The sequence below is a fragment of the Chryseobacterium sp. FG46 genome, from assembly GCF_057809135.1.
On record NZ_JBMDJJ010000003.1, the window covers coordinates 216,215 to 229,473 of the forward strand.

At 34.6% G+C, this 13,259-nt stretch carries 10 protein-coding genes; all 10 read left to right on the plus strand.

Features of this window, described 5'->3' with window-relative positions; translation table 11 throughout:
- Window positions 1–33 precede the first annotated feature (33 nt).
- The 10 genes from ACODR7_RS03890 to lhgO all read left to right on the plus strand — a co-directional run bounded on the left by ACODR7_RS03890 (window position 34) and on the right by lhgO (window position 13,234).
- On the plus strand, window positions 34–417 hold the full coding sequence (locus ACODR7_RS03890) for a hypothetical protein (protein WP_488837421.1): 384 nt from the start codon (window positions 34–36) through the stop codon (window positions 415–417).
- 52 nt (window positions 418–469) lie between these two features.
- Window positions 470–1,996 carry a glycosyltransferase family 39 protein gene (locus ACODR7_RS03895; RefSeq protein ID WP_488837422.1) on the plus strand — a complete coding sequence of 509 codons (1,527 nt, stop codon included), beginning with the start codon at window positions 470–472 and terminating at the stop codon, window positions 1,994–1,996.
- A 138-nt stretch (window positions 1,997–2,134) separates the two neighbouring features.
- Window positions 2,135–3,040 carry an NAD(P)/FAD-dependent oxidoreductase gene (locus ACODR7_RS03900; RefSeq protein WP_488837424.1) on the plus strand — a complete coding sequence of 302 codons (906 nt, stop codon included), beginning with the start codon at window positions 2,135–2,137 and terminating at the stop codon, window positions 3,038–3,040.
- Between the two features lie 373 nt (window positions 3,041–3,413).
- Window positions 3,414–4,679 (plus strand): serine hydroxymethyltransferase, encoded by a 1,266-nt coding sequence (gene glyA / locus ACODR7_RS03905; RefSeq protein WP_488837426.1) that lies wholly within the window; start codon window positions 3,414–3,416, stop codon window positions 4,677–4,679.
- A 57-nt stretch (window positions 4,680–4,736) separates the two neighbouring features.
- Complete coding sequence (locus ACODR7_RS03910; RefSeq protein ID WP_488837427.1) at window positions 4,737–5,195, plus strand: regulatory protein RecX; 459 nt, start codon at window positions 4,737–4,739, stop codon at window positions 5,193–5,195.
- A 358-nt stretch (window positions 5,196–5,553) separates the two neighbouring features.
- Window positions 5,554–7,482 carry a polysaccharide biosynthesis protein gene (locus tag ACODR7_RS03915; protein WP_488837429.1) on the plus strand — a complete coding sequence of 643 codons (1,929 nt, stop codon included), beginning with the start codon at window positions 5,554–5,556 and terminating at the stop codon, window positions 7,480–7,482.
- 39 nt (window positions 7,483–7,521) lie between these two features.
- A complete protein-coding gene (locus ACODR7_RS03920; RefSeq protein ID WP_488837430.1) occupies window positions 7,522–8,343 on the plus strand; it encodes a polysaccharide biosynthesis/export family protein in 822 nt (273 codons plus the stop codon).
- A gap of 8 nt (window positions 8,344–8,351) precedes the next feature.
- A complete protein-coding gene (locus ACODR7_RS03925) occupies window positions 8,352–10,742 on the plus strand; it encodes a GumC family protein (RefSeq protein WP_488837431.1) in 2,391 nt (796 codons plus the stop codon).
- Entirely contained in the window at window positions 10,742–12,037 is a 1,296-nt protein-coding gene (locus ACODR7_RS03930) for a nucleotide sugar dehydrogenase (RefSeq protein WP_488837433.1), read from the plus strand. The genes ACODR7_RS03925 and ACODR7_RS03930 overlap by 1 nt, the downstream gene beginning before the upstream one ends.
- A 6-nt stretch (window positions 12,038–12,043) precedes the next feature.
- The gene (gene lhgO / locus ACODR7_RS03935; protein WP_488837435.1) at window positions 12,044–13,234 is read left to right on the plus strand and encodes an L-2-hydroxyglutarate oxidase; all 1,191 of its coding nucleotides are present in this window, start codon (window positions 12,044–12,046) and stop codon (window positions 13,232–13,234) included.
- The last annotated feature ends 25 nt before the right edge of the window (window positions 13,235–13,259 follow it).

Here is a 13,259-nt window from a genome sequence, read left to right on the forward strand (position 1 = left end):
GGATATGTTTTTACGAAAGCGGAAACAAAAGAATTGGAAAAAATTGTTTCAGAGATTGAAAACCGGGCTATAAAATGTCCTGAATGCAGCAGTATAATGGCTGATCTGGGAAAAGATTTCAAAGCCCCTAAAAAAACAGCTGTTAAAGAATGGAAGATTATAAAAAGTCTTTTCAAAACAGGAAAATGTTTTCATTCCTGTGGTTGCGACGGAATAGGGTATATTCCTAAAAATCCTAAAGACTATGAAATGTATCTTAATAATATGTTGAAAACCTATCAGGAATATTTAGCTGCCTGCCAGAAAACTCCAATAGAAGAATGCTCTGGAAAGAATGACGAAATGAAGTATTGGTCTGACAATATTCAGAAGCTAAAAACTGAAATTATTGGTAACAGATTTGAAATCACAATGTAACGCAAAAGAAGTTTAAGCTGTCTTATCTTTAAATTTCAAACTATTATCCCTCATGAAAAAGGACTACTGGATTCTGCTTCTTTTTATCATTGCAAAATTTGCCCTTCAATATTCACTGATAAGCCCTGAATATGAACTTCACCGGGATGAATACCTGCACCTTGATCAGGCAAATCATCTTGCCTGGGGATATCTTTCAGTTCCGCCTGTCAATTCCTGGGTAGCCTGGGTCATTAAATTGTTGGGGAATTCCATATTTTGGGTTAAATTTTTTCCAGCGCTTTTCGGAGCTTTGACGATTGCACTTACCTGGAAAGTTGTTGAAGAACTTAAAGGAGGCCTGTTTGCTAAAATTCTGGCTTCTGCAGGGATATTATTTTCAGTACTTCTCCGGATTAATATGCTGTTCCAGCCAACCTCTCTGGAGATTTTACTCTGGCTTTCCCTTTATTACAGCCTGATCAGATATTTCAATTCTCAAAAAATAAAATGGTTGTATATAGGTGCCGTTATTGTTGGAATAGGAATATTAAATAAATACAATATTGCTTTTGCACTGTTAGGACTTATTCCTGCACTATTGTTAACAGAGCAGAGGAAGATTTTTATGCAGCCTCATGTGTATTGGGCTGCTCTTTTAGCTTTAATTATTATTTTTCCCAATCTTCTCTGGCAGTATCAGAACCAGTTTCCGGTTATTCATCATATGAAAGAACTTTCTGAAAAGCAGCTTGTACATGTAGACCGGATGGATTTTATGAAATCCCAGATTATGTTTTTCATAGGTGTTATCTTTGTAATAATTGCAGGCTGGGGAGCATTGCTTTTATATAAGCCTTTTGAGAAATTCAGGTTTTTCTTTTGGAGTTATATTATCACGATCATTCTGTTTCTGTTTTTTAAAGCAAAAGATTACTATGCGACAGGACTCTATCCTGTGTATATTGCTTTCGGTGCTGTTTTTCTTGGACATCTATTTGAAAACGGCTGGAAGAGGTTTTTGAAACCAGTCAGTATTCTTATTCCAATACTTTTATTCCTTCCTTTATATAATATAGCTTTTCCGAATAAGAGCCCTGAGTACATTGAGTCTCACCAGGATCAATACAAAAAATTCGGACTGCTTCGCTGGGAAGATGGTAAAGATCATCCGTTGCCGCAGGATTTTTCCGATATGCAGGGGTGGAAAGAGCTGGCTCAAAAAGTAGATAAAGAATATTCCAGGGTATCAAAAACCGGAAATACGATGGTGCTGTGTGATAATTACGGACAGGCCGGAGCGATTAATTATTATTCAAAAGCTGGCGTTACGGCCATGTCATTTCATGCGGATTATATCAATTGGATAGATGTAAGCAAGAAATATAAAAATGTTATCAGAGTTAAAGATGCCCCTGAGGCAGGGAAAGAACTTGAAGAATCCGGCTCTTTTTTTGAAGTTTCAACATTGAAAGATTCTATTACCAATCCGTACGCAAGAGAAAGAGGAACCGCAATTTTCAGTTTTCAGGGTGCAAAAACAGCTATCAATAAAAGAATTCAGGACGAAATTATCGAAGTAAAAAATGAGTGGAAATAGTTTTTCAAAATTGAGAGAAGTGATGATTTGTAAACAGGATTAGGTTAATAGACAAGTTTTATTGCAACTTTATTGCATTAATTGATTTTAGGTTATCTTTGCATTATCAATTATCAATTATCAATTATCAACTGAACTATGGAAAACAAAAACTTTGATGTCATTATAACAGGAGGAAGCTATTCTGGATTATCAGCAGGAATGTCTTTAGGAAGATCTTTAAGAAATGTTCTGATTATCGATAACGGAAAACCTTGCAACAGACAGACTCCGCATTCCCATAATTTTGTTACTCATGACGGGAAAACTCCTGCGGAAATTGCAAAGATGGCAAAAGAAGATGTCCAAAAATACAATACAGTTCACTTTTATAACGGAACCGTAGTGAAAACACAAAAGACAACCGAAGGTTTTGTGATTGAAACTTCCTCCGGTGAAAAATTTAATGCTAAAAAACTTATTCTTGCTTCAGGAGTGAAAGATATAATGCCGGATATTCCTGGGTTTGCAGAATGCTGGGGAATATCTGTTATACACTGCCCATACTGTCACGGTTATGAAGTGAAAGATCAGGTAACCGGTATTCTTTCTAATGGAGATACAGCTTACGAATTTTCAAAACTGATTTTTAATCTGACTAAAAATCTTACCCTGTTTACCAACGGAAAGTCTTCACTTTCAAAAGAACAGATTGAAAAACTGGGTCAGAATAAAATCGTTCTTAACGAAGATGAAATCAAAGAAATAAAACATGAAGACGGTTTCGTTCAAAAAATAGTGTTCAAAAACGGAAAAGAACTTCCTTTACAGGCTTTGTATGCTAAAATTCCTTTTGAACAAAATATCAATGTGTCTGGTGACCTGGGTTGTGAAATGACAGAACAGGGATTTATTAAAGTAGATATGATGCAGAAAACAAACATTCCCGGAGTTTTTGCCTGTGGAGATAATGTAACCATGATGCGTTCCGTAGCCAATGCAGTTGCACAGGGAAATTTTGCAGGTGCTGTGGTGAATAAAGAACTTGCCGATGAGGAATTTTAAAGGCTTTCTCATAAAGTTGTTTAAACTTTCTAAAACCACAAAAGTCACAAAAGATTTCATTTTAAAACACCTTAGTCCATTTAAGTAAGTTTAAAATGAACCCGCAGAAAAGTTCACATAAGACGAAAATCAAAGATTTTATAAAACTTCGGTGTATTTATTATGCATAAAGTCTGACCTAAAATACTTTAGTGTTTAAACTTTTGTGCCTTTTATGGTTAAAATAATTAATGTAAAAGTTGACAAGGTTTTAATATAATATAAAAGGAGGTGTTTTTTCATTTTTTGGTGTTTAAAAATCATTTTTTCAATAGATAAATCTCGATGAAAATTCCGTACATTTGGGGTGGAAATTTCAAAAACTAAAAGTAAAATGGATATTATTTTCGACCTGATTGAAAAGGAAAGACAAAGACAAACCCATGGTTTAGAACTTATTGCATCAGAAAACTTTGTTTCTGAAAACGTGATGAAAGCAATGGGAAGTGTATTGACAAATAAATATGCTGAAGGATATCCCGGAAAAAGATATTACGGAGGATGTGAAGTAGTAGATGAGGTTGAAACTTTAGCGATCAACAGAGCTAAAGAACTTTTCGGAGTAGATTATGTGAATGTTCAGCCACATTCCGGTTCTCAGGCGAATGCAGCCATTTATCTTGCAGTTTTGAAACCAGGAGACAAAATCATGGGAATGGATCTTTCAATGGGAGGACACCTTACCCACGGTTCTGCAGTGAATTTCTCAGGGATTCAGTATAACGTAGTTTCTTATGGAGTTCAGCAGGAAACAGGTCTAATTGATTATGACCAAATGAGAGAAGTAGCACTGAGAGAAAAGCCAAAAATGCTTATCGCAGGTTTCTCAGCATATTCAAGAGACTTGGATTATGCTAAATTCAGAGAAGTGGCAGACGAAATAGGAGCTACTCTTTGGGCAGACATTGCTCACCCGGCTGGTTTAGTAGCAAAAGGATTGTTAAATTCTCCATTCGAACATTGTCATGTAGTAACTACTACTACTCACAAAACGCTGAGAGGACCAAGAGGAGGGATGATCATGATGGGTAAAGACTTTGAAAATACTTATGGTCACAAGACTCCAAAAGGAGAAATTAAAATGATGAGCCAGGTACTGGACGGAGCTGTATTCCCTGGTATTCAGGGAGGACCTCTTGAGCACGTGATTGCTGGTAAAGCAGTAGCTTTCGGTGAAGCTTTGGATGTACAGTTCGAAACCTACGCAAAACAGGTTAAAGCTAATGCTCAGGCATTATCAAAAGCAATGATCAACAGAGGATTTGATATCGTAAGCGGTGGTACAGATAATCACCTGATGCTGGTAGACCTTAGAAATAAAGGAGTAAACGGTAAAGAAACTGAAAAAGCATTAGTACTTGCTGATATTACTTGTAATAAAAACATGGTTCCTTTTGATGATAAATCACCATTTACAACATCTGGTATCAGATTGGGAACTGCGGCTATTACAACAAGAGGATTGAAAGAAAATGATATGGACACTATTGCCGGATTAATTTCTGAGGTAGTAGACAATATCAAAAATGAAGAAGTTCTTGGATCTGTAAGAAAGAAAGTTAACGAATTAATGGAAGGTAAAGCTCTGTTCAATTACTAACAGGCATTCCAATATCATATAAAGAATGGGCAGACTGCTCATTCTTTTTTTATTCAAATGGAAAAGAAATCTTATACTTTCGACGAAATTAAGCAGAAACTGGTTAATTATTGTGTTTACCAGGATCGCTGCCATGCCGAAGTGGAACAGAAGATGAGAGAATTTCTGCTTATTGATGAAGCAAAAGAAGAAATTATTTTATTTCTCCTGAAAGAAAATTACCTGAACGAAGAAAGATTTACCCGGAGCTACATCCGAGGCAAATTTTACATCAAACACTGGGGCAAGACCAAGATTAAAATGAATCTGAAACAGAAACAGATTTCAGAAAGGTTGATTAACTCTTGTTTTGATGAGATTGATGATGCTGATTATGAGAAAACTATCAGAAAAATTTTTGATGATTATTACACCAAGCAAACCGGCTTGAAAGAATATCAAAAAAAAACCAAAACTATAAAATATTTGATGAACAAAGGTTTTGAGTATGAAAAAATAATTGATATTTTTGACTAAATATTAATAAATTAAAAAAAACTTGACGTATGACTTTTAGGAAAAAAAACAATCAGTTCATTGAAAAAGATTGATATATAAAGATTTAATAATTCTTTTAAAGAAAAACAGTTAAAATAAAGAATTTGTATAGATAAATATCGCCTTCATAAACAGTTTGTATGGTACGATTTTTGTCTCTGAATTTAGCTGTATCGCAATGAAATTGTTAGACTATATAAATGAAACATCAAATTTATTTTTGATTTCAGCATATTGAAATAAATTTATTTTATTTTTGCATGATTGTATCAAAATTATCTTTGATTGGATAGTTTAGATATTATACCTTAATTAAATATGAACACCAATATAGACAATGTACAATTCTCTTAGAAAAACAATATTTGGAGGGGATAATGTTGTCAATCTCTCAGACGTAAGATATCTTCCTAGATGGATAATTCTTGTAATAGACATTATTATTCTGGTAATATCTTTATTTCTTTCTACTTACATTATCGCAAAAATTACCAAGCAGGAATTTATATATCATGACGATAAAAGCTTGATTTTTAGTTTTATTATCCTTGTGAATGCTGCTTTTATGTATGTCTTCAAGACCTATGCCGGGATTATCCGTCATTCCACATTTATAGACTTATTTAAGCTTTTGATATCCTGTTTTTGCACAATGCTGGCTATCGGAACAATAAATATCTGTTATTTCTGGATTACAGGAAGTAAATTCATACTTACTCCTTATCTGATGCTTTATTTTGTAATTTCATTTATGGGATTATTCCTTTTCAGATTATATGTAAAAGAATTTTTCCATATTGTAAGGGAATACAGAAGAAGTGCGCTGAAAAAAAGAATTTTGGTATTGGGAATTGATGAACAATCTATTGCCATTGCCCGTGCTATTCTTGATAATCCGAGTTTGCCTTATCAGGTAGTAGGATTTTTGACACAAAGAACAGATTCTAAAAGTGCCTCTCTACTAGGAAAGCCAATTTATGAAAAACAAAAAATAGAGGAAAATACCAAAGAAGATCTTATCATTGATGGCGTTCTTGTTGTTAAAGAAATGATGGCCAGAGATGAAATGAATTCATGGGTGAATTTATTTTTAGAGAAGGACCTTAACGTCTTTAAAGCACCATCAGTACAAAAGCTTAGAGACAGCGATCTGGGTGGATCTATTAGAAATCTTCAAATTGAAGATTTGTTGAATAGGAAACCTATCAAAATTCAGAACGAAAAAGTTAAAAAAAGACATTTTGATAAAACAGTATTAGTAACCGGTGGAGCAGGATCCATAGGAAGTGAAATCGTAAGACAGGTTGCTCTTTTCAATCCTTCATTGATTGTCATTTTAGATCAGGCAGAAACACCGCTTTATGAAATTGAACTTGAAATGACAGAGAAATTCCCTCATATCGCTTTCAAATTTGTTTTAGGAGATGTTTCCAATCATCACAGGATGGAATCTCTTTTCCAGACTTATAATTTCTCAATGGTATATCATGCGGCTGCTTATAAGCATGTCCCTTTGGTAGAAGAAAACCCTCACGAAGCCATTTTTGTTAATATATTAGGATCAAAGATTGTTGCAAAACTATCCAGTAAGTATAAAGTAAACAGATTCGTAATGGTATCTACAGACAAAGCTGTAAATCCAACCAATGTAATGGGGGCATCAAAACGAGCTGCTGAGCTTTTTGTGCAGTCGCTTCAGAATGTAGAAGGTAACGTTACCAAGTTCATTACAACAAGGTTTGGAAATGTACTGGGATCCAACGGCTCTGTTATTCCTCATTTCAAAAAGCAGATTGAAGCAGGAGGGCCGGTAACCATTACCCATCCGGAAATTGTAAGATATTTCATGACGATTCCTGAAGCCTGTGAACTGGTACTTCAGGCCGGAACAATGGGTGAAGGAGGTGAAATTTTTGTTTTCGATATGGGGGAACCTGTTAAAATTATTGATCTTGCCAAAAGAATGATAAAATTATCAGGATTCGAACCTAATATTGATATTAAGATTATTTATACAGGACTGAGACCTGGGGAGAAGTTATATGAAGAACTCTTGAGTGACGACGCAAAAACACTTCCTACTCATAATGATAAAATTATGATTTCTAAAGACCCTTCTATGGGATTTGTAGAAATAGATACGCTTACTAAAGAAATTACTAAAGCTTCCCTTAGAAGAGATAAAGTGGAAGTGGTAAGGATTCTCAAAAAAATAGTACCGGAATTCCGAAGCAATAATTCAATCTATGAGGCCCTGGATAAATAGAAAAAATATAAATGTATATTTGCATAATTTAACAAAATAATGAAAGGAAAAATATTAGCAGTAGTTTTGGCGTCTTCATTAGTGATTTCCTGTAAAGTGAATCCTAATGCTAAGAATGATTTAAATTATATGCAGAATATAGAACAAGTTGCAATCAATGCCTCTGCTAAAAATTCAGCGAATACAATCCAGGTAGGAGATCAGTTAGTTATTCTGATCACTGCTAAAGATATGGATGTTGTAAAGCCTTTTAATCAGAATTACTCTTCGTCAGAACTTATCCAGACAAATGCCACGGCAGGTGGAAACACTCCTAATCAGGGAGCAACAATACTGTCAGGACCAACCTATATTGTAGATGCAAATGGAAATATTGATTTTCCGATATTAGGAAAGCTGAACACATCAGACAAAAGTTTGACGACCTTCAAAGATGAGCTAAGGGAAAAAATGACGAAATACGTTATTAATCCAACCGTTAATATGAGACTTGCTAATTTTAAAGTAACCGTTTTAGGAGAAGTAAATAGACAAGGAGACTATACTATAGCAAACGGACAGGCAACTGTCTTAAATGCATTAGGTATGGCTGGTGACCTGACTCAATATGGAAAGAGAGAAGATATATTGGTTATCAGAACTGAAAATGGCGTTGTTTCTCATGGCCGTATCAATATTCGGGATGCTAATTTAATTAATTCTCCATATTATAACCTTAAGCAAGGAGATGCTATTATTGTTTCCTCAAGCAATACCAAAGATGTTTTAGCAAAACAAAATCCAAATACAACTCTTTATCTTACAGCAGCTTCTATTGCAATTACAGCAGTAGCAGTAGTAATAAGTTTATTTAAGAAATAAAAAAATTAATGAACATCCAACAGTCTTCACCATCCTTAGAAGTAGAAAATAGTTCAAGTAATATTGATATTAATGAAATAGTAAGGCCCTATTTAAGAAAATGGCCGTGGTTTGCTCTAAGTGCCTTTATTGCTTTGGTAATAGGCTATATTGCATTGAAGTTTATGACTCCCGTTTACAATGTGCAGACAACAGTACTTGTAAAAGATGCCAAAAACTCATCGTCTCCCGTAAATAATGATTTAGGCGTTTTACCGGACTTTTCGAATTTAGGAGGTCTGAAGACAAACAGTATTGCTAATGAAATTGAGATGCTGAAGTCAAAAAGATTAATGAAAGAAGTAGTCATTAATAAAAACCTTCAGACCGATATTTTTGCAAAGTCTAAACTTAGAAAAATTGAACTTTATAAGGATACTTCACCCATTGAAGTAAGGGTGATTAATGAGAAACCAGGGGGGATTTCCACTCCTGTTCTGCTAAAAATAGAAGGGGAGAAACTCATTGTAAGTACAGACAAGCCTCAAAAAAAAATTGTTACCGGTTATGGTAAGACCATAGGACTTCCTTTTGCTAATATTATCATCACTAAAAATGATAAGTATAATCCGGCTGCTTTAAAAGAAATAAATCTGAATGATCTTGAACTTTACATTTCAACAGTAGATGGTAAAGTAGACATGCTGCAAAATATGCTCGCGGTAAGCTTAATTAATAAAGATGCTACCGTATTAAAACTGGATATGAGCTATCCACAGATTACAAAAGCGCAAGATGTACTTAATGCTTTGGTTGTAGCATATAATAATGACGCTATTTTAGATAAGAATTCGGAATCTAAGAAGACACTGGACTTTATCGAAGACAGAATTAAAAGACTTACAGGAGAGCTTGGAGATGTAGAAAGTCAAAAAGAAATATTTAAATCCAAAAATAACCTTACAGATCTTGAAACAGAGGCAAAAATTAGTCTGGAAAGTTCTGCTGCTGCAAGAGCAAAACAGCTTGACGTAGATGCACAGCTGGAACTTACTAATGCTTTGATCAGTTTTGTAAGTAAACAGGGTCAATATCAGGCTTTACCATCCAATGTAGGACTAAAAAATCCTGAAGCTATTGCAGGAATTTCTACTTATAATCAGCTTATTCTGCAGAGAAACAGATTTTTAGAGTCTGCAACTGTAGAAAACCCGACAGTGGTAGATATTACCAAACAGATCAATACGATGCGTCAGTCTATTGAGCAGAGTTTGCAAAGAAACAGAATAGGTCTTGAGCTGGCAAGAAATGAATATCTTGGTGAGCAGAATAAAGTTTCAGATAAAATATCTAAACTTCCTTCTATTGAGAAAATGTTCAGAAGTATTGAAAGACAACAGCAGATTAAGGAAAATTTATACTTGTTGTTACTTCAGAAAAGAGAAGAAACAGCAATTGCCGAATCTATCACGGCTCCTAAAGCGAGAATAATAGATACGGCATATGCATCGGCAAATCCCATTGCACCCAAAAAGAACATCATTCTAATTGTTTATTTGGTGATAGGATTACTAATTCCTTTTGTTATTATTTACTTAAGAATGCTTTTCAATAATAAGATTGTTACGAAACATGACTTAGAGAAGCTAGTACATGCACCTATTATTGCAGAACTGCCAAGTCTCGAAAAAGGAGATTCTGAAATCGTAAAAATGAATGATATTACTCCTATGGCGGAAGCATTTAGAATTCTTATTACCAATATGAATTTCATGCTTTCAAAAGAGAAAAAAGGGAAAGTAGTATTTGTTACTTCAACTGTAAAAGGTGAAGGGAAAACATTCACATCTGTGAATTTAGCTTTAACATTGGCAAACCCTAAGAAAAAAGCAATTATTATCGGATCTGATATCAGAAACCCTCAGCTTCAAAGATATAATCCTGCCAGAAAAGGACTTGCCGGGCTTACGGAGTATCTTTACAATGACGAGACAAAACTTGCAGATATTATTCATGTATCATCTTTTAATCCTTACCTGGATGTAATTTATTCAGGAATGATTCCTCCGAACCCAACAGAATTGTTATCTAACGGGCGTTATGAGGTCCTTCTTAGTGAATTGAAAGAAAAATATGAATATATTATTCTGGATACTGCTCCATTGCTTCTCGTAACAGATACTTTCCTTATTGCTGAACTTTCTGATATCACGATTTATGTTTCCAGATCTAAATACACTGAAAAGGCATTATTAGAATTTGCCAACAACAATATCGATCAGAAAAAAATCAGAAATGTAGGATTTGTACTTAATGATGTAAGCAGAGAAAATTTAGGATACAGTAACAAATATGGTTATGGCTATAACCAACATACAGAACAATCTTGGTTTCAAAAAATAAAAAATAAATTTAGTTAATGGCAACAACATATAAAATAGCGGTTATAGGCCAGGGTTATGTAGGTCTTCCTCTCTCTCTTGAATTTGCAGATCACTATCCTGTTTTTGGATTTGATATCAATACACAGCGTGTTGATCAGCTTAATAACGGAAAGGATATTACGCTTGAGGCTGATGTTGATAAATTAAATAGCGGACTGAAAAAATATAACGAATCCAATGGTTCTTTAGGTTATAAAGCAACAAGCCTGTTATCTGATATTTCTGTAGCTAATGTATTTATTGTAACAGTTCCTACCCCTATTGATAAATATAATGCTCCCGATTTGAATCCATTGATTTCTGCTTCAAAAATGTTAGGAGAAATTATCAAAAAAGGAGATATTGTTATTTATGAATCTACGGTTTTTCCCGGATGTACAGAAGAAGAATGTGTACCGGTTCTTGAAAAATATTCAGGACTTACGTTTAACGAAGACTTTTTTGTAGGCTACTCTCCGGAAAGAATTAATCCGGGAGATAAAGTAAATACGCTTACAAGCGTTAAAAAAGTAACGTCAGGTTCTACGGAAAAGATTGCCGAAGAAGTAGATCAACTGTATAAGAAAATTATTACCGCAGGAACCCATAAAGCACCTAGCATTAAAGTTGCAGAAGCCTCAAAAGCTATTGAAAATGCACAAAGAGATGTTAATATTTCTTTTGTTAACGAGTTAGCATTAATTTTTGATAGAGTAGGTATCGATACTAATGATGTATTGGAAGCAGCAGGAACAAAATATAATTTCCTTAAATATAAACCAGGATTGGTGGGAGGACATTGTATCTCCGTAGATCCTTATTACCTTGCACACAAAGCAGAACAACTGGGATATCATCCGGATGTTATCTTATCCGGAAGACGTGTAAACGATTCTATTGCAAAGTTCGTTGCTGCTAAAGTGGTGAAACTTCTTATTGCAAAAGGAGGAGTGATCAAAAATTCGAATGCCCTTATTTTAGGAGTTACATTCAAAGAAAACTGTCCAGATGTCAGAAATACTAAAGTAGTAGATATCTACAGAGAATTGGCTGATTACGGAGTAAATGTTGATATTTATGATCCGTGGGCAAGCAAGGAAGAAGTAAAACATGAATATGGAATTGATATTCTGGACGCTCTTGAGGAAGGAAAAAAGTATGATTCTTTAGTGATTGCAGTATCTCATAATGAGTTTCTGGAAATGGATCTGGATCAGCTTAAAAAAGAAAATGCCGTGGTTTTCGATACTAAAGCATGTTTAGACAGAAATCTGGTAGATGCAAGATTATAACTGATCATGAACTATGATATCATAATCATTGGTGCAGGTTTGGTAGGATTGGCCACAGCTTATCAGACCAAGCTGAAAAATCCTGATTCTAAGATTTTAATTTTGGAAAAAGAAAACGATGTGGCCCTGCACCAATCGGGACATAACAGCGGAGTAATCCATAGCGGTATTTATTATAAACCGGGAAGCCTTAAAGCTAAAAATTGCATTGAAGGGTATAACTCGGTTATCCACTTTGCTGAGAAACACGGCATACGATATGACCTTTGCGGGAAGATCATTGTAGCTACTTCGCAGGAAGAATTACCCCTTTTAGATAATATCTATAAAAGAGGAGTTGAAAACGGACTGCAGGATTTAAAATATCTTTCCAGAGAAGAATTCCGCGAAATCGAGCCTCATTGTGAAGGTGTAAAAGCAATTAAAGTTCCGCAAACCGGAATTATTGATTACCCGGGAATAGCTAAAAAAATAAAAGAACTTTTTGAAGAATTAGGAGGAGAAGTAAGATTTAATAATGAAGTAAAAAACATCATTGATAAAGGATCTGAAATTATTGTCAATACCAATATTTCCGAATTTAAGACTAAAAAACTTATTTCCTGTGCTGGATTATATTCGGATAAAATAACCAGAATGACCAACGAAAAAAACGATGTGGTCATTATTCCTTTTAGAGGAGAATATTATAAAATTAAGGATGAAAAAAAATATCTGGTAAAACATCTTATTTACCCGGTACCTGATCCTAATTTTCCGTTTCTTGGAGTTCACTTTACCAGAATGATTGATGGTAATATAGAAGCTGGTCCTAATGCAGTGCTGGCTTTTAAAAAAGAAGGATACCATTTTTTCGACTTCAATTTCAACGAAACCATGCAAACCATGCTATGGCCAGGGTTTAGAAAAATCGTAGCGAAATACGGAAAAACAGGAATGGGAGAAATGCACCGTTCACTTTCCAAATCCGCCTTTACAAAAGCCCTTCAGAAACTTTTACCGGAAATACAGGAAAACGATCTTGTTACAGGTGGTTCAGGAGTAAGAGCTCAGGCTTGCGACAGAAACGGAGGATTGATTGATGATTTTGATATCGTGAAAAATGGAAACATTATTCATGTTAGAAATGCTCCTTCTCCGGCTGCCACTTCATGCCTTTCCATAGGAAATAAAATAAGTGAGCTTATCATGAATTAAAAAATGGCACTCCGTGCACTCAAAA

Coding starts and splice junctions, on each gene's coding strand:
- ACODR7_RS03925 (WP_488837431.1), top strand. CDS start 8,352: ATGAACATCCAACAGTCTTCACCATCCTTAGAAGTAGAAAATAGTTCA.
- ACODR7_RS03930 (WP_488837433.1), top strand. CDS start 10,742: ATGGCAACAACATATAAAATAGCGGTTATAGGCCAGGGTTATGTAGGT.
- ACODR7_RS03920 (WP_488837430.1), top strand. CDS start 7,522: ATGAAAGGAAAAATATTAGCAGTAGTTTTGGCGTCTTCATTAGTGATT.
- ACODR7_RS03895 (WP_488837422.1), top strand. CDS start 470: ATGAAAAAGGACTACTGGATTCTGCTTCTTTTTATCATTGCAAAATTT.
- ACODR7_RS03915 (WP_488837429.1), top strand. CDS start 5,554: ATGTACAATTCTCTTAGAAAAACAATATTTGGAGGGGATAATGTTGTC.
- lhgO (WP_488837435.1), top strand. CDS start 12,044: ATGAACTATGATATCATAATCATTGGTGCAGGTTTGGTAGGATTGGCC.
- ACODR7_RS03910 (WP_488837427.1), top strand. CDS start 4,737: ATGGAAAAGAAATCTTATACTTTCGACGAAATTAAGCAGAAACTGGTT.
- ACODR7_RS03900 (WP_488837424.1), top strand. CDS start 2,135: ATGGAAAACAAAAACTTTGATGTCATTATAACAGGAGGAAGCTATTCT.
- glyA (WP_488837426.1), top strand. CDS start 3,414: ATGGATATTATTTTCGACCTGATTGAAAAGGAAAGACAAAGACAAACC.